Below are 17,337 nucleotides of genomic sequence, written 5' to 3'. Positions count from 1 at the left end.
CGTTAAACCGGAACTCGACTACACATTTAACCCAAATTCCACCACGTTCCGTAGCCGACTAACCTTACCCGAGGGCTGGGTCTCCGGCGCGTTGTCAGCGCTGCGGGACGCCTCACAGCCAGGTTTGTCGCACTCCGCAGCAAGTCAACCTCTTGCCGAACTGGACGTATGCCGACGACGACGCTGCTATCTGACGGTCACGCGCGGCTAGGTGGCGTCGGTCAACTCAAGAAACTTCCGTACAATTCGATCGGGTTCACTCCCGCTTGAAATCTCAGAATCAACAACCGAAAGGATCATTCTCAATTCTTCAGTTTCAAGTGCCATCGCAGAAGGCAGATTTGTCAGTTGCTGCTTTGCTTCGATGGCCGCCTTATGAGCCGCACTTGACTTTCCCACCGCAGCCATAGTTACTGATTGAAGGGTCAGCGCAACTACCAACAAGCCTTTGTCGCCACCAATCCGAAACTGTGAGACCGCGGCCATAACCAGACCGTTTGCGGAATCATAGCGACCTTGTCGTAACTGCTCGATAGCGGCTCCGATGTTCCTCGATGCTTCCCGTCCACCCTCACTCACGCCCTCAATAGCTCGCGTCGCTCGAGAACCGAGGAGACCAACCAGAAAGCCCCCACCCCAACACAAGAAGAGGGCCAGCCATTGGCCATTGAAAAGAGCGATCAGCCCACCAATACCGAGACCGGCCTGAATGAACCCCAAAAAGGCCTTCATGAATTCAACTCGCTTTCGTTAGCGTGAGTCATTAACAACATGGCAGCGATTGCAGCAGGGACACACCACGCTGAAATCTTCTGCCCCAACCTTTCACAGTGTTCCTAGCCGGGATCTCCGCAAGACAAATACCAAGTGCTAAAGCTAGCAGTAAGCCTCGAGCTTGAACTGCAAGTAAAGCGAAAATACAAGCATACGGTCAGAGGCAGTTGCTCCCCTGAGAGAAGCCCTCCGTGATGGTTCCGGCGGTAAAACCACATACAGCCGGGGCACTTCAGATCCGCCTACTCGCCACCCATCTGGAACTCGAAAGCCTGGCGAACCAAACCGATGATGTAAACGAGGTCGGTGTCCTCGTCCAGGCCGACCTCGGTCGGCCCATTGCCCCAGTGCCCCTTGCTGCTGACGTCCCAGGCAAGGCCCCGCTCGTCGCGGAGCGCCTCGATTGGGATGTTGAGACTCAACCTCAGCCGAGCTTTCTGCGGAACGACGTCGACGAAGTTGGTCTCGGCCTTGAAAGCGACGTAGAGCTTGAGGAATTGCTGAGTGATGCCTGGGTCCAAGGCCAGAACCTCGGCACTGAACTTCTCAAACAACGCTCGCCGCGGCTGCCGGAGCAGATATGGGTGGTCTTCGATGGAGAAGTCCGACTCTGCCCGCTTTCCTTCGAACTCCGTGATGGTTTCAGCTGGCAGCTCAGGTAGGGATCAGATCTTCAGCGCATCTTCTGCCAGCCGGGCGGCGCGCTCTTGGATCTCGCTGACGGTCCAGACTTCGAGTTGACCAAGTCCCTTGTTGAGCCGGAGCGGGCTGTCCTTAAAGCGGGTGTGATTGTTGCTATCGGAGTCATCGATGCCCTTGAGCAGCTCCACACCCAGCTGGGTGATCTTGGCCGTCCAGGTCGGACCCTTGCCAGTAATAGTGATGTATCGATCGTCCGCCAAGGCTCTGGCTGCTATCCGATGCGAGTAACCTTCAAAGACACCGCCCGGACAGCCGTCATTGATCCACTTTAAGACTTCGGACTGCAGAACGCTAAGTGGCTTATGGTGCTGGGGCAACGGATGCTCCAATCCGGGACGGTCCAGGTTCTGAAGGGCTCTCGTGCAACCATATAGCCCGGTCCAGGGCTCGGGGTTCTACGCCAAGGCCGGCGGCGGCGAGTTCGAGGAGCAGCCGCGCCCGTGCGGGTGCAAGCGTGAGGCCTTCGCCGAGGGCATGGGCTTGAGGACTTTCATCTGGCGATCCGACAACGGTTGGTAGCGGTTGACCATGTGGACCATTGTCTCCGGGGAGGTGTGCATGAGCTAGGCGCGTTGCGCGGACAACGTGACGAAGAAGGGACAACTGATCCCCGCGGCTCGGGCACGCCTGCGGTGTGTTGCATAATCCGCCCGGGATCACTCCTAGAGTGTCGTCATGACCGATCACACGTATGCCTGGCTCCCCGAGCGCCATCTTGGCGTCGCCGCGACACTCTCGCACGCCGACGAGCTAATCGGGCAGATCGCGGATCTCCTCTTCGACTACCAGACGCAGCCAGACGACGTGATCGGCCTGCGCGAAGTGCCTGCCGGCAGGTTCAGCCGAACCGTTGTAGAGCGGGTGGCTCCGATCCCGCGCAAGGTGCCGCTGCTCGTGGCCGACGCGCTAGTGGCGCTGCGGGCCGCGCTCGAGCATGCGCTCTTCGCCGAGGTCGAGTTCTTGGACGGTGCTCCGCTCGATGAGAAGGCCGCCAAACTTGTCGAGATGCCGGCCTCGGATACTCATGAAAAATTTGCCGAGTGGAAGAAAAAGCGCGCCCGGAACGGTCCCCCATCGCTACGCGCCGGTGGCGAGCTGGCTCGTCGGATTGAGGCCTTGCAGCCCTTCCATCGGCACGCACAGGCGGAACTCCACCCGTTGGCGCGGCTCGTGCTTCACACGAACCATGCGAAGCACAGGACACCGGCGATCACGGCTGTCAGGCTGGCGGTCATGATCAGGGATGACCAGAAGCCTCGCTCGTTGCGTGATTACTCTCCGTTGCCGGAGGAGCCGATGTGTATTGGCGACATCATCGCAGAGACTCCCTTGGGCACTAAGGTCCCTGTCACCCTGTTCCCGACCGTGGGGATCAACCGGCCGGGCACGGACCGGTGGCCAGTGCTGATAAAGGAGCTTGATGAGATCTCCGGGTGGGTCCGCACGCAGGCGGTACCGCGCCTTATCACCGGTACGGAACCGCCCGAGCCCCCGCTTCCGGCCCGCTACGAGATCACGGTCGGTCACGAAGACGAGCGTGAAGCGATGTCCATGGGGTCAAGGACAACCGCCGTGGATCGCTATCAACTGCGTCTCGGAGCGGCGTCAGCACGGATCGATCTGGCTGACTTGATCAGCAGGATCGACGGTTCCCCGGACAGGGGGCAGCTTGTGGCGTGGCTGGAACAGTTGGCCGCCGCGGAGGTCATGGAGCGGGTGGGGCGGCTGGGAGCTGCCTTCAACTACGAGGCTGGCATCGTTTTGCGCAACGTCGAAATCTTGAATGGTCTGCGGGACGAGGCTCTGGCATTCGGCCGCGAGACGCAGACTGCAGGCGAGCACTGAGGCACCCTATTGAGGATACTGCAGTCATCTTCCACCCCTACTTCTGGGCTGGAGAGATCGTGCCTATTTGAAGGCCGCGGCTCTGTGCGATGCGAAGATGCTTTCGACTCGACGGGCTAAGGGCTGCTTCCGGATAGCCAAACTGAGCGAGGCGGATCTTGATGAGTTCGCGCGTTACCCGTTCGGCGACACGAAAGAGGTTTCCCTGGAATGGTGATCCAGCAGCCTCGTGCTCCATGACAGGTGATTCTGTGTCGTGAACGATGGCGTTGCGAGTATCTGCCAGGCACCAATACCAGTGGCCGAAAGAACTATACATGTTGGTCTTCCCATTGTATTCACGCGAAAAACACGGGGATGACTCCGGCCATAGGAACTCATCGGCACCGATCGTTCCAGTGACTGAACGGTAGATCTCTTCAAGAGCGCTGATGCCGGTCGCCGTCCCGGTCTTACCTGAGAGGGCCTCGATGGCCGTCTTCAGCTGCACGAGAATATCCGGCATGCTGTGAAGCGGCGAGTTCTCCCACGCGCGACCGTGCCAATGGAGTGCCGCCCAGACCTCACGCTTGGTCTTGGCAGAGTCATCTGACAGGGCTTCTACAGAAACGCGGTATACGGCGTCCAGAAGTCGGCTGTCGAGTGTGAGATCCGGAATCGTCACTAGACCCTCCGGGGCTGGCACAACAACAAAGTCATCATTCACGGTGCCGCCGCCAACGATTCTTCGATTCAGAGTGCCGCCGCGGGTGCGCACAAAGGTTCCGTTTTCGAGCGCGGTGAGTTCACCCACAAAGAACGTCGCCACTTCAGCAGTGGCAAGGTTTAATGCGGGTGCTTCCCAGAGGATTTCGTTTCCGTTGCCGGTGTTGGCGTCCGTCACCGCGAACAACACTGCGGCTTGCAGGGCACCTCGTTCATGTTCGCGGGCCTCGCCAGGATCAAGCTCTGGTTCTTTACGTCGAACGAGCGTTGCAGTCTTCAATCGCTGGCCGGCATCATCGCGAAACCGGGAAAGAAGTGCCTTCAGTGTCCGACCAAAGCCGTCAAAGGGCTCAGCAAGTTTTTTTGGGTCAAGCGGTTGCAGCACCCATGGCCCGACATTCACTTCCTCGCGCAGACGAAGATACGGGAACAGGTAGATTGCAGGCCGGTCAGTCACTCATTCAGTATCCTTGACGACCTCCGGCAGCCTGAATTAGGGGAGCCGCTTCAGCCGAGCTGGTTGGCCGGCCGGGTTCGGAGTCCCGGACACATTGCGGGGACATTGATACTCTGGGCAGAGGGGAAAGGGGGAACCGAAATGGGTCTCACAAGTCTTTTTCGGCGAAAAGGCGCAATCGCGACACCCAAAAGTCCAGTCGTGGCGGCGGGACCTGTCCCGAGCGCGCCCATGTCACCTGAGCTCCAAGCGGAACTGCGGGAAGCGTGGGCAGAACTAATTGAGGCCGCCAAAGCATCGAAAGTGAAAAACTTCCACGCCTGTACACGTACGGCCCGGCACTGGACGGAAGACCCGACGGCAGTCAGAGCCATAGCGGCCACACTCCGTGAATTCCCGGCTACAGACAGCCAGCAGACGACATAGTGACCTACGGCCGTTCGATCGTAGGTCACTACAGCTCACCGGAAGGCCGGCGGTCGACATTTTCACTCAGCTCCTGGGACGGTTGCAGGTAATTGACATGCGGTGGGCGAGGATTGAGCCATGGTAAACGTATCCGCGGTTTAACCGCCGTGATCTACAAGCAGATTGGGTCCGTGTCGATGCTCCACCCTGTGTCCTCATGAAGAAGATGAGGCTCCGGTACGCCGGAGCGTGTCGGCTGTGCGGTACATCTCTTCCGGCCGGGACGGAAGCGATCTATGCGAGCGAGACAAAGACCGTCCGCTGCTTGGAGTGTCCCACCGAGGCTGCCGAATCCACGTCCCACGACCTCGAACCGGCTTGTGAGGCGTTGCCAGCCAATGAATCTGGAGTAGCCGGGTCGTCAGCCCGACGCGAGTATGAGCGTCGCAAAGCGAAAGACGAGGAAAAGCTCCGCGAGAAGTGGGGTCCATTCGGCGGCATCGCAGTCGCCGTCTCTGACGAACGCCAAAGCACCAAGGCCTGGGATCGAGGCGCGATTGGCGAGGAACGCCTCGGCGCTCGGCTGGATGCCCTGGCCGCCGATGGCCTGGCCGTCCTTCACGACCGACGCATCCCCGGATCGAAGGCCAACATCGACCACATTGCCATCACTCCCAGTGGAATCTGGGTCATCGACGCCAAACGGTACAAGGGACGGCCTGAACTGAAGATCGAGGGTGGCATCCTTCGCCCCCGCGTCGAGAAGCTCCTCGTCGGCCGACGTGATTGCACGAAACTGGTCGATGGGGTGCTCAAACAGGTCGACGTCGTGCGAGGCCTCGTCGGGGATGTTCCGGTCACCGGGGCGCTGTGCTTTGTTGAAGCCGACTGGCCGTTGATCGGAGGCGCATTCTCGACCCATGGCGTTCATGTACTCTGGCCGAAACGGCTGGCCAAAGTTCTTGTAGAAGAGCCAGCCGGCGACGTTGATGTAGCGGCGGTGCGTGAGTCGTTAGCCTCGCGATTCAAGCCTGCTTGAGTCAGGTGCCCACGTTCCAGGCCGCTCTGGGACGACGACGTTGAACATGAGCCAATCTTCAGGACGTAGCGCTCAGCCTTGTCCCGGCAAACTTATCTGGCTTGGGATACGGCAGAGCCAAGCTCTTAGCTACGCTTTTCGGCCGGCCGGTACCTGTCACCAAAGGCGACCAAGGAGCTCTGGAGCAGCGTCATGCTGCCCAGTATGTCCACTGGCCGGGAACGGGATTCTGCCGGCAGTGGGCTGACCATCCATGCGGCGAACACGTTATGAGGAATCTTCAGGCTCATCGCCTGGTCAAAGAGGCGCAGCACAGGTTCGTGGAAGAGCCCATCTTTGAGCTGGAAGCCCGGGCAGAAGGTTCCCTCGCCGATGAATACCCGAACTGCCCGGCGCATGGCCTCCGGGTCGCCGAGGGATTGGAAATTCGTCTCCAGGTCTGCCGCTGTCGGCAGGGTGAATTCTTCGCGGATGCTGTTCCAGATATGCTCCGGGACAGCCGGCCAAAACCGCTCAGCCCTCACATTCGACGCAGTAGGCATGGCCGTCCTTCTCGCGGGCCTTCTGCGAACGGTGGCGGACCAGGAAGCAGGACCAGCAGGTGAACTCATCGTCGGCCTGCGGAATGACCTGGACGACCAGCTCTTCGGCAATGAACTCCCCGCCAGGGGTCAGGCCGTCCAGGGCGTCAGCCTCGTCGAGCTCCTGAACCACGGATTTCGCATCCGGGGCTTTGGCGGACTTCAGGGCCTCCAGGGAGTTTTCCTGGGATTCCTTGACGTCGGTGCGCAGCTCATCGTAATCGGTTGCCACGGAGGTGCATCTCTTCTCTGTTGATGGGGTGTTACCGGTCCTGCAACGTACAGGACACGGGAAGAATTCCCTAAAAGAGCTGCTCTGCATGGGCACACAATCAGAACTTCAGGGAACATGGGCATTGCCGAGAGTCAGTCGGCCACTTGGGGTTTCAATATCAGGAAGTGACACCTAGTCTGGGACAGAGCCGATGGCCGAGACATTTGCGGACCCAACCACCGGTTCGTTCGTCTTATAACTCTGGTCTTTGGGGGAATCTTGAGTGATCCGGAATACCCGCAGCAGCAACAGCCGCGCGTCTTCGATACTTCGTTCAATTACATGACCGACACCCCTCCAGGGACTGACCCGGACAGTGGCAGTCCGAATCTCCGGGCGGACCACGAGCTGCTGTGGACCAAGACGCTGAACTCCGGCGTCGTCTTCGAACCGACCGCGCCGCCGAAGCGTGGGGACGGCTACCTCATCTTCACTGACCCCTCCGAGGCGATGCATTGGTACGGCAGTGACGCCATCACCCACTCCTACACTGGCCGGGCACGTACGGCGTCTCTGGCGAACGCCATCGCCTCGCTGAACGAGGAGCAGCGGGCCCGCTACCTGAAGCCGCCGTACACCATCGGCAGCGCGATGATCTGGCCCGTCAGGAAGAAGGACCGACCCACGATGAACCAGGCCCGGGGGTTCAGGGCGCTCATCGCCGACCGGATGGATCTGACCCTGGAGTGCATCCGGCGTCATCACGCAGGAGAACCGGAGAGCCCCTTAGCCGATGTCATCAACGCGTACGCGGACTTCTTTGCGCTCTTCGACGGGTTCAAGGAGTTTGTGGAGTTCTTCCACTTTCAAGACCTCGTGACACCCGACTACGAAGAGGTTCGGTTCTACCTTCCCTTCGACAACTTCAAGCGTTCCGGGATGCCGGCCACAAAAGACGAGTACGTAACGTACCGGGAGGCCACGCTGGAGTTCATCGCGGCACGGAACCTTCGGATGGCTGAGTGGGTCACAGAGAACCACCCCGAGATTGAGGTTCGCCATTCAGACTGACTACGCACGTCGCAGGGTCAGTCAGGGTCATAGTCCGCGCATTGAAGCCATAGGGGGATTCATGGAACTACCAGCCATCCTGAAAGAAGAGAACGTCGAAGCCGCAGCCGAACTGCTCCGGCGCTACTACCTTGAACCGTCCACAAAGACGGGGCTGCTCAGTACCGGCAGTTACTTTGATGAATGGGCGAACCGCGGCGACGGCCCTGATGTCAGGGACAGGATCACCGATAGCGACGCTGTCGCCGTGTCAATGCTCAGCGTCAAAGTTCCGGCCCAGGCCATCATCGGGCTGCAGGAACAGCCGTTGGCGACGAATATACGAAATCTCCTGGCTGATATACGCACCGACGTGAGGATGAGCGACCTCACGGTAGCGGAAGCAGAAGCCACTCTCGGGGAGGGCAGCCCCTCATGGCTGCTCTGGCAGGAGCTGAGACGCACACCCAAAACGCGCTGGGATGTCGGGGCCACCACAGCCAGCAAGATCATGGCGAGGAAGCGACCGCATCTCATCCCCATCTGGGACAAAGTCATCGGGGCAGTCGTGGGCAAAGACACTTCTGAAGGCCAGTGGCTGAATTGGCACAACCTCTTCATGCAAGACCCCGACCTTGCTGGACGATTGCAGCGCATTCACAAGCTTTCTACGGTCCAGACACCCATTTCCGAACTGCGCATCATGGACGCCATCCTGTGGCGCTACGGCAAGGACCATGGCATCAAGGGCGGGCGAGCCGGCAAACTCGGAATCACCGGCTGAAGCACAGCGAAGCCACGACAAACTTGGTCGAATCTCGCAACCGCCCGCGTCAGCTTCGTAGCCGGCCGAAGTCTGCCGGTGAAGGAGTACTACGAGTTCCGAGCATCGTTTGAGTCCGGAAACGAGCCCCCGACGCGACCGGACAATGCAGTCAGCTCTGCCTCGGTTTCCCTGAACCGGATCACTTGAGGGCCTAATGTGTTGACCCCCTCCGGTCCCTTCACCACGAGGGTTCGCGCTATGGTCCTGCCCAGTTGATCCAGTTCCTGGTTGAGTCGCCGCAACTCTGCCTGATCGAATTTGGAGCGCTTCACCGCTTCAGGGTCCCTGTCGCATTGCGTGCAGCGTCCCCTCGGGCCCACATCAGCCATCATGGTTACGTATATACCTCTTTGGCCCGCCCGCCACTGACCATCCATGATCGAGCACCACTGAGTGTGGAACAGTTTCCCGGTTCGCGTGACGTACACCTGTCCGGCACCGGCCACAGGTGACCCGTCGTCACGGTGGCTTTGCGGCTCAACGCGGACGAGCGGACGTTCCTTCGCCCGGTGCTCGGCGTTCGCTTCTTCTTTGAGTCGCAGCCTCTCTGCCCGCTTCTCCGCCCGCTCCAATTTGGAGCGCTTCTTCGCTTCGGGGTCCTGGTCGCATTGCGGGCAATGTCCCCGCAGGCCCACATCCGCAATCATGGTCACGTAGATGCCTCCATTGACGGCCCGCCAGTGACCATCCATGATCGAGCACCATTGAGTGTGGAACAGCTTCCCCGACCGGGTCACATACGCCTGACCTTCACCTGCGATGGGCGACCCGTCGTCACGTTGGCTTTGCGGCTCAACGCGGACGAGCGGACGTTTCTTTTGCGCCCCGTGGTCGGCTTTCACTACTTCGTGTGTGGTGCTCACAACCCGTTCCTTCTCCCAAGACCTCTGCCATATCCTTCCATGCTGGGGAGGTCCACCTCCACCATGCCATCGAAGGTTTGACGGGCAAGCCCGCCGAGTCCAGTACCTGCGGGTCAGCACGAACCCGGTGAACGCACTCGACGACACACAATTCCTCGCTGATAACGTGGAAAGAGGGCAAATGGCCTCCTTTTGAACATGTGTGAGTCGGGGGAAGCATGACGGAGTGGAAGCCGGGTTGGTGGGCACGCGCGTTCAGAGGTGCCGGGTCATGGGTGCTGTCGATCCGTGAGGGCCGCCTGCGCGTCTGCGGAATCCCCCAGGAGGTGGACGCTGATGTCATCGACGTCCTCGGACTCGCAGTCGATGAAGGCTCGGGGCAGCTCATCGTCACTCTCGTCCACGGGACAGAGACGGTGCTCAATGGGCTGTCTCGTCGCGCGGTGCGTGAGGTCGCCGCTGCTTACCACTCCGAGCTCGATGAGCGACGGCATCTCGCCGCCCTGCTCTCAAAGGCTGAGGAGCAGGGCGAGGCGGCCAGCCTGTGGTGGTCCCGGGTCCGGGATGTGATGGACCGACAACGGTGGGCGGACCAGGACACGATCGCCGCGCTCGAGGGCTCCCGTCCGGACGTCGCTGTCTGGCTGGCTGCCGACAGCGATCCGAGGCTCTCCGGGCTTCCCAAGGGTAAACGTGAGGACCAGCGTGCCGCAGTCGACGCCTGCCGCATCACTGACTTGTCAAGGTGGGCTGCCCAGCGGAACGAGGCGTTCCTGGAGTGGGAGAAAAACGAGTTGGCAGACTTCTTCCGCAAGGTCGAGAAGTCGCCGTTGACGGAAGAGCAGACGAGGGCGACGGTCTGCTTCGACAACCGGGTGCGTGTGATCGCGGCCGCGGGCTCCGGGAAGACGTCGACGATGGTAGCCCGCGCCGGGTATGCGATCCGGCGTGGCATCGCCCAGCCGACGGAGATCCTCGCCCTCGCATTCAACAAAAAGGCAGCCGGTGAGCTCTCGGACCGTCTCGTGTCCCGCCTCGGCAATGATGGTGCCGGCGTGGCGTCGAGCACGTTCCATGCCTTCGGGCTGCGTATCATCGGCGAGGCCACTGACCGCAAGCCGTCCCTTCCCGACGACCTGACCGCGGACAACGGGATCGGGCGGCTCGCGAGGATCGTGGATGTCCTCCGCGACCAGGACCAGGCCTTCCGGCGGGACTGGGACCTCTTCCGGCTCGTTTTCGGCCGGCAGCTTCCGGATCTCGGTGATGAAGCCGATCCTGAGAAGTCGGACAGGAACACAGGTACCAGCGGCTTCGGTACTCTCGCAGGGGAGATCGTCAAGAGCCAGGAAGAGGTGATGATCGCAAACTGGCTCTTCCTGAACGGTGTCCGCTACCAATACGAACGTCCCTACGCGTACGACGTCGCGGACGCACACCACCGGCAGTACCAGCCGGACTTCTACTACCCGGACATCGATGTGTGGCATGAGCACTGGGCGCTCGGTCCCGACGGCACCCCGCCGCCCCACTTTGACGGGTATGCCGAGAGTATGCAGTGGCGGCGTCACACTCACGTCCGTTACGGCACTCGACTGATCGAGACAACTTCGGCGACCATCCGGGACGGGTCCGGGTTCGAGCACCTCGAGCAGGAGCTGCGCCGGCACGGAATCCAGCTAAAGGAAGACCCTTACCGGGAAGCAGCCGGGGAGCCACCGATCAGCGACCAGGCGATGCTGGCGCTGACGCGGTCCTTCATGTCACACGCGAAGGGCAACCGACTCACCCCTGATCTGCTGGCGGAGCGGGCCGGCCGGACTTTGCGGGCCAGGCTCTTCACTCGCCTGTACGGCGTCATCCTCGCCGAATGGGACAGCCGGCTCCGCGCTGCGGGCCAGATCGATTTCGAGGACATGCTGAATCTTGCCACCGATCACGTAGAGTCCGGCCGGTGGATGAGCCCTTACCGGCTCGTCATGGTCGACGAGATGCAGGACACCAGCGCTGCCCGTGCGGCGCTGGTGAGGGCGCTGATGAAGACTCCTGGAAACTACCTGTACGCGGTCGGCGACGACTGGCAGTCAATCAACAGGTTCGCGGGCTCAGACCTCAGTGTGATGACCCGCTTCGATAATTGGTTCGGGACAGCGTCCACCATCTGGCTGGACCGCACCTTCCGGTCCCCGCAGTCCCTGTGCGATGTCGCCGGTGGGTTCGTGATGAAGAACCCCAATCAAATCTCCAAGAACGTCCGATCTTCAGCGCCGGAGACTGACGAGACGGTGTGCGCCGTCAGTGTACGGGAGCGCAGCCACTACGGATCGGTCGTTCGGCAGCACCTGACAACCCTTGACTCAGAGCTCACTGAGCCGGCCACTGTGCTGCTGCTCGGCCGGTACTCCCGGTCCAAGGACGATGTCATCTCGGCGCTGGAAGCCAGATACGCCAACCTGACCATCGAGTTCAACACCGTGCACGCCTCAAAAGGAAAGGAGGCAGACTACGTCGTTGTGCTCGGCCTTGAGAGGAACGGATTCCCCAGCATTGTCGAGGATGATACTCTCCTGCAACTGGCCATGGCCGCCCCCGACTCCTACCCGCACGCAGAAGAACGACGCCTGTTCTATGTCGCACTGACCCGTGCGCGGCGTTCCGCGCTCCTGGTCACCCGCAGCGGCGCAGAATCAGCATTCCTCCTCGAACTGGTTCGAGACCGAATCCTCAAGATCCGGTCCGCCAAAGGCGATGACATCACCCCGGTGGTCTGCCCGAAATGCAAGAAACACACGATGAAGGAACGCAAAGGGCGCTACGGCCGGTTCTTCGGCTGCGCCGGGTACCCGACCTGCAAAGGAACGATGAAACTCGCTGATGCTTAAGAGCAGGAAGATGTCGAAATTGCGAGTCCATGGTTTCCAACTCAATCTGGGCGGCCCGCTCGCTGCCGAGTCGATCCGTTGACGGCGGAGCTTCTGCGCCTTCTTACGGACGCCACCGCTTCGCGATCTCGAGGGGCTTACGAGCATTGGCTCTCCTGGTCGGCGGGGCTCCGAACGCGTATTTGGCGTCCTCGTGGGCAGCTGCGAAAGCTTCAAAAGCCACGAAGTCGCAGTCGTGGCGGCTTGTAGCTGCGTGCCAAAACTGTTCATAGACATTCCTGACGCCATCGGATCAGGTCGCAGCACAAGCTGGGATAGTCGGCCAGCTACGACGTCGCACGGTTTCGAGCGGCATAGACGCATAGGATGAGCCGGTGACCGACCAACCCTCACAGCGCCGCTTCCTGACCATCGAGCAGGCAGCCGAAGAGCTGAACGTGAAGCAGAGCCTCATCCGGGGCCTCATCAAGACCGGAGAACTCCGCGCCATTCAGGTCGGTGGGCGCGGCCAGTGGCGCATCGGCCGCCAGGACATCGACGACTACGTCACTGAGGCTTACCGGCGCACGGCGGAACGCATCGCCGCCGGTGAGCTCATAGACGAGGGGGAGCCAGACGGTGAGTAGCCGTTCGCTGGTGGGCGTGACCGTCAAAATTACGAGCTGGGTGCGTTTGGGTCTGGGCTGGTGACGTTCAGGCCCTGATGGTGTGTCGGGTTAATCGGTAATGCCGAATGACGTCGTGAACATCGGCGAAGCGAGGCACGATGAGAAACTTGGGGCTATGACTGTCTCCGCCTACCCCCTTCCAAAACCTTCCACAGTGCGCGAGCTGTACGCATCGGCGTTTCGGTGCGCGCATCCCGATTGCAACCGACCTCTGTACAAGGTCTCAGACCAGAACGGAGATCGCGTACTGAACAGCCGAGTCGCGCACATTCATGCTCGGCGAAAGGGCGGCCCCCGCTGGGTTGATATGCCTGCAGAGGAGAACCGGGCATTCGACAACCTCATCCTTCTTTGTATCGAGCATTCGTACGAGGTTGATGAGAATCCGGACCCATACCCGGCCGATCTTCTTCGAGAGTGGAAAGCGCGGCAGGTCGCGGAGTACGAACAAATTCGGCGCAATTGGCCGATCAACGACGACGAGGCGACAGAGGTGCTGGTAGCATCCGAATCCCTCGATACGCTCCATGCGGCGTCCACCGTTGAACTGGCACGACGGGTAGAAGCGCTTCGTCTTGCGGCCGAGCGCACTCGCTCAGGTGTCCGAGCATGGGCGGGACGCTGGCAGCAACTAAGGGAGCGAACCCGCAGATCCTACAACATGTGGGACGAGGACGGAAATCCCGTTTACCTCGAACCATCGGTGGCGGAAGCTCGCCCGATGCGGGAAGGCATTAGCAACGCGTTGGCCGACGCGCTCAAGGAAATTCAGCCCCTGGCTGACGCTGCCCGGATTGAGCTAGCTGCCGTTCGCGCTACGCGGGACCAAGTGGCACCGTGGTGTGACGTGTTAGAGCAAGTGATCTCCAGTGTCGTGAGGACAGCGTCAACGTGGACTGGACAGTCAAACCCCGAGGATGATGCTGGATTCAATTCGTCACTTACTGAGCTTCGCGAAGTAATCGACGCATTCATTCGCGCATCGCGTGGTGAAAACATCGAGTTACCCGTGATTTCGGAAGCAATTGCTGTCGCTGAAGGTCCAGATCCTCTCGCTGAGCATAGGGCGCTGCTGGACGAGGCACGCCCTTTCCATAGAGTCACCCATCGGCCGTATGATCCTGCCCTTCGGCGGCGCGTTGCGGACGCCACCAGTTTTGCCGCGAAACTACCCCCCACCGCGCATCTACTGCCTCTAACGCTCGATACGACGGCCGCCCTCGCGGTTGCCGTGGCGCGCAACGCCGGCGAACAAGAGCAGCTCAGGATCATTGAAGAAGACGGACGCCGACTCCCGGCTTGCGCCGCAGTTGCACTTCTCCAGGAGCATGCTCGCAGCCACGGTAATGAGAGCGCGGTTGGAGCGGCAGCGCTGGAACGGCTCGGTCGTGTGTTGGACGACACGGACTGGGCTAGCGAAAGCGCATGGCAAGGCAATGACATGCATGGGCAGGCCATGATGAGCGCCTTCGCGTGCGTGCTGTCAAATGAGCACGTGCATGATCGTTTGGCTCACGGTCTAGAGGCGAATCCAGGTGTGCTGCGAGCAATGATCGTATCCTGTGCCGGCTGGAGTGAGCAGCTCGACCCACGCACATGGGAGGTCCTTCGGTTCGACAGAAGATATCGCGACATGCCAGCCTGGATGCCCATTGAACCCGTCCGGGAACTCTTTGAAGAGCTGCATGGAGGTGGGGAGAGTCTCGATGCGCCAGAGATCCTCAACATCCTACTCCAGGAGTCGCTAGGGGAGTCGGAGTAACGCACTCAACAGGGAGCCTCCTCGAGAGGTATCGCGGCAGACCTCCCTCGGTGCTCCTCGTTTCGGGCGCGCACTCGACGCAGGCGGAACGCTTCGATGACCGTGAGCATGCACCTCTTGTGCGCGTCTACTTGGAGTGCGGTCTTACGAGTGCTCAGCGAGGAGCTCGCTCAGGCTCTTTGCCGCGTGACGCTCCTTTCGACCATCTCAGCATCCCACCTATCAGCGGCCGATAACCAACGCTTATGGGTCCGGCGGTGAGGTGGTCTTAGGTGTACTGGGTTACCCATCACACGAGTGATCATTTGATGGACCAATCTGACCTTCCTTGTTCGCCAGTCGAATAGAGAATGAATAGGAGAAGAACTGTTAGCAGGCCCCAAACGCCGCTGCGAGAGGCAGACGATGTTCCAAATGGGCTGTCACCAGGCGAAACGTCGGGTCTGGACTACCCACCTCCTGTGTGAACATTCACTGGGGCCAACTGCAGCCTCATACTCGGCGCCCTGCTGCTGGCGGCACGCTCGCTGAGCCTTGCCAGGATTCCGGCCGCGGCTGTCGCTCTGTCCGGCCTCGGCTTGTTCGTCCTCATGGTGGGTCCCGATGCCAGCGTGCTGAGGGCATCGCTGATGGGCGCGGTTGCTGTCGCGTCCCTGGCAGGCGGCCGGGCCGGCCGCGGGCTGAGTTTCCTGTGCCTGGCCGTGATCGCGCTGCTCCTCGTGGAGCCGGAACTGGGCGTCAGCTTCGGGTTCCTGCTCTCCGTCCTTGCCACCCTGGGGATCATTGTGCTGGGCCCGTGCATCATGGGCTGGTTTCCGGCGAGCGTGCCACGCTGGGTGGCGGCAGCTATCGCCGTACCCCTGTCAGCCCAAGTCCTGTGCGGCCCCGTCATCGTGGTGCTGCAGCCGCAGTTTTCGACCTATTCGCTGCTGGCCAATGTGCTTGTTGCCCCGCTCGTAGCACCCGTCACCATCCTGGGCACGGCTGCCGTGGCGTTGCTGCCCTTCGCACCCTGGCTGGCGGCGGTCCTGATCGGTGTGGCCGGCCTATTTGCCGGTGGTGTGGCATCCATCGCCCGGTTCACGGCAGGTCTTCCCGGCGCCGCGCCTCCTTGGCCGGAGGGCGTGTTCGGGTTGCTGACCATGCTGTTGTTCTCCCTTGTGACCTTGCTCGCCGTATGGATGGCCGCCCATCCCGCCGGCACAGTCAAACTCGTTCTGGACGCACACGCCGGCATTGCCCGGCTCCTTGACCGGCTGCCGGAGGCCACGTTCTGCGGCGGCCGTACGAGTGCTCATGGGACACTTAGAGTCTGCAATCTGAACTCCGGGAGGAATCACCAGTGGCCGCTGCCCAGCAACGACCGAAGACGCCGGCAGCCAATTCGGCGTCCTGGCGGGACGTAACCCCTGCGGCTGTCGTCCTGATTACGGGTCCCGAGGAGTACCTCGGCATCCGGGCGATGGACCGTGTCCGGACACAGGTACGGGCGGCCGCGCCGGACGTGGAGGTTACCAGGCTCAGTGCCGGTACGTACGAGGCCGGGGCGCTGGCCATGAATGTCAGTCCGTCACTGTTCGGTGAGAACAAGCTAATCGAGGTGGACGGCCTCGAAGCGATGAACGATGCCTTCCTGGCGGACGCACTGACCTATCTCAAGCGCGTGGAACAGGACGCTGTCCTCGTGCTCCGGCACGGCGGCGGAACCCGCGGCAAGAAGCTTCTCGACGCCGTGAAGGCCGGGGGATGGCCGACCGTCGACTGCCAGCTGTTGAAAAAAGATGCGGAAAAGACCGCCTTTGTCACCGCGGAGTTCAAGGCCGCCGGCAGGCGGATCACTCCGGAAGCAGTGCAGTCCCTGGTCAACGCTGTGGGCGCCAATCTGTCCGAACTGGCGGCGGCGTGCAGCCAGCTCATTGCCGACGCCTCCACAGCCGTCGACGCTGACATGGTCGACCGCTACTACGGCGGCAGGGTCGAAGCAACGGCCTTCAAGGTGGCAGACGCCGCGATGGCAGGCAACGGTCCGGTGGCGCTGTCCACGCTCCGTCACGCTCTGGCCACCGGTGCCGATCCGGTGCCGCTGGTCGCGGCCCTGGCGGCGAAGCTGCGGACAGTCGCCAAGGTCGCCGGCGCCAAGGGCTCGGCGGCTCAGATCGCCAAGCAGTTGGGCATGCAGCCGTGGCTGGTGGAGCAGGCACAGCGGGACGTGCGGAGGTGGACGCCAGAGGGCCTGGCGCGGTCCATCCAGGTCACGGCCGAAGCCGACGCGCAGGTCAAGGGACTGTCGCGTGATCCGGTCTACGCTGTGGAACACGCCGTGACGGTGATAGCGGCGGCTGCCCGCGGTCGATAGCCCGGCGCCCCGGGAATTGGCGGACGCGAAGGAGGCGGAACTGGCCGCCTCCCGGTCCTGCACCCGGTGGACGCGGTCTGAAGTGGCCGGACTCGGAACGGGGGCCGGAAGTCCGGGGACCCCGTCGGGAAGCACCGCCGTCGGAAGTTAAAAGAGAAGTGGCCGGCACCAACGGTGCCGGCCACAAGCATCAGTTCAGATGAAC

Annotated in this window: 16 protein-coding genes; 9 read left to right on the top strand and 7 right to left on the bottom strand. The window is 61.4% G+C overall.

What is annotated here, in order from left to right:
* Positions 1-207 precede the first annotated feature (207 nt).
* The 3 genes from ABRP34_RS03610 to ABRP34_RS03600 form a co-directional block, all read right to left on the bottom strand.
* Positions 208-732 carry a hypothetical protein gene (locus tag ABRP34_RS03610; RefSeq protein ID WP_353712292.1) on the bottom strand — a complete coding sequence of 175 codons (525 nt, stop codon included), beginning with the start codon at positions 730-732 and terminating at the stop codon, positions 208-210.
* A gap of 284 nt (positions 733-1,016) precedes the next feature.
* The gene (locus tag ABRP34_RS03605) at positions 1,017-1,295 is read right to left on the bottom strand and encodes a DUF5655 domain-containing protein (protein ID WP_353712291.1); all 279 of its coding nucleotides are present in this window, start codon (positions 1,293-1,295) and stop codon (positions 1,017-1,019) included.
* A 144-nt stretch (positions 1,296-1,439) separates the two neighbouring features.
* On the bottom strand, positions 1,440-1,793 hold the full coding sequence (locus ABRP34_RS03600) for a hypothetical protein (protein ID WP_353712290.1): 354 nt from the start codon (positions 1,791-1,793) through the stop codon (positions 1,440-1,442).
* Between the two features lie 358 nt (positions 1,794-2,151).
* Between ABRP34_RS03600 and ABRP34_RS03595 the strand changes: the two genes are divergently transcribed.
* The gene (locus ABRP34_RS03595; protein WP_353712289.1) at positions 2,152-3,321 is read left to right on the top strand and encodes a hypothetical protein; all 1,170 of its coding nucleotides are present in this window, start codon (positions 2,152-2,154) and stop codon (positions 3,319-3,321) included.
* Between the two features lie 37 nt (positions 3,322-3,358).
* On the opposite strand, the gene ABRP34_RS03590 is transcribed toward ABRP34_RS03595, so the two are convergent.
* On the bottom strand, positions 3,359-4,483 hold the full coding sequence (locus tag ABRP34_RS03590; protein ID WP_353712288.1) for a hypothetical protein: 1,125 nt from the start codon (positions 4,481-4,483) through the stop codon (positions 3,359-3,361).
* Positions 4,484-5,108: 625 nt separating this feature from the next.
* On the opposite strand from ABRP34_RS03590, the gene ABRP34_RS03585 reads away from it, so the two are divergent.
* Positions 5,109-5,930 (top strand): nuclease-related domain-containing protein, encoded by an 822-nt coding sequence (locus ABRP34_RS03585; RefSeq protein WP_353712287.1) that lies wholly within the window; start codon positions 5,109-5,111, stop codon positions 5,928-5,930.
* Positions 5,931-6,055: 125 nt separating this feature from the next.
* On the opposite strand, the gene ABRP34_RS03580 is transcribed toward ABRP34_RS03585, so the two are convergent.
* Together ABRP34_RS03580 and ABRP34_RS03575 are read right to left on the bottom strand one after the other, a co-directional pair.
* Complete coding sequence (locus ABRP34_RS03580) at positions 6,056-6,472, bottom strand: hypothetical protein (RefSeq protein ID WP_353712286.1); 417 nt, start codon at positions 6,470-6,472, stop codon at positions 6,056-6,058.
* Positions 6,444-6,743, bottom strand: a complete 300-nt coding sequence (locus ABRP34_RS03575; RefSeq protein WP_133830806.1) for a DUF4193 domain-containing protein — start codon at positions 6,741-6,743, stop codon at positions 6,444-6,446. The genes ABRP34_RS03580 and ABRP34_RS03575 overlap by 29 nt, the downstream gene beginning before the upstream one ends.
* A 261-nt stretch (positions 6,744-7,004) precedes the next feature.
* On the opposite strand from ABRP34_RS03575, the gene ABRP34_RS03570 reads away from it, so the two are divergent.
* Positions 7,005-7,796 (top strand): hypothetical protein, encoded by a 792-nt coding sequence (locus tag ABRP34_RS03570; RefSeq protein WP_353712285.1) that lies wholly within the window; start codon positions 7,005-7,007, stop codon positions 7,794-7,796.
* Positions 7,797-7,857: 61 nt separating this feature from the next.
* A complete protein-coding gene (locus ABRP34_RS03565) occupies positions 7,858-8,559 on the top strand; it encodes a DUF6308 family protein (protein WP_353712284.1) in 702 nt (233 codons plus the stop codon).
* 89 nt (positions 8,560-8,648) lie between these two features.
* Here the strand turns inward: ABRP34_RS03565 and ABRP34_RS03560 are convergent, their stop codons facing one another.
* Complete coding sequence (locus tag ABRP34_RS03560) at positions 8,649-9,464, bottom strand: hypothetical protein (RefSeq protein ID WP_353712283.1); 816 nt, start codon at positions 9,462-9,464, stop codon at positions 8,649-8,651.
* A gap of 218 nt (positions 9,465-9,682) precedes the next feature.
* Between ABRP34_RS03560 and ABRP34_RS03555 the strand changes: the two genes are divergently transcribed.
* The 5 genes from ABRP34_RS03555 (at position 9,683) to holA (ending at position 17,132) form a co-directional block, all read left to right on the top strand.
* The gene (locus tag ABRP34_RS03555; protein ID WP_353712282.1) at positions 9,683-12,346 is read left to right on the top strand and encodes a UvrD-helicase domain-containing protein; all 2,664 of its coding nucleotides are present in this window, start codon (positions 9,683-9,685) and stop codon (positions 12,344-12,346) included.
* A 374-nt stretch (positions 12,347-12,720) separates the two neighbouring features.
* Positions 12,721-12,972, top strand: coding sequence for a helix-turn-helix domain-containing protein (locus ABRP34_RS03550; protein WP_353712281.1), 252 nt, complete (start codon positions 12,721-12,723; stop codon positions 12,970-12,972).
* Positions 12,973-13,321: 349 nt separating this feature from the next.
* Positions 13,322-14,776 carry a hypothetical protein gene (locus tag ABRP34_RS03545; RefSeq protein WP_353712280.1) on the top strand — a complete coding sequence of 485 codons (1,455 nt, stop codon included), beginning with the start codon at positions 13,322-13,324 and terminating at the stop codon, positions 14,774-14,776.
* A gap of 494 nt (positions 14,777-15,270) precedes the next feature.
* Positions 15,271-16,182, top strand: a complete 912-nt coding sequence (locus tag ABRP34_RS03540; protein ID WP_353713299.1) for a ComEC/Rec2 family competence protein — start codon at positions 15,271-15,273, stop codon at positions 16,180-16,182.
* The gene (gene holA / locus ABRP34_RS03535) at positions 16,119-17,132 is read left to right on the top strand and encodes a DNA polymerase III subunit delta (protein WP_353712279.1); all 1,014 of its coding nucleotides are present in this window, start codon (positions 16,119-16,121) and stop codon (positions 17,130-17,132) included. Before ABRP34_RS03540 ends, holA begins: the two co-directional genes overlap by 64 nt.
* Positions 17,133-17,337 lie beyond the last annotated feature (205 nt).

This window comes from Arthrobacter sp. K5 (assembly GCF_040448525.1).
Taxonomy (GTDB): domain Bacteria; phylum Actinomycetota; class Actinomycetes; order Actinomycetales; family Micrococcaceae; genus Arthrobacter; species Arthrobacter globiformis.
The sequence above is the reverse complement of the archived record's forward strand: the minus strand, read 5'-3'. Positions and strand labels throughout refer to the sequence as shown.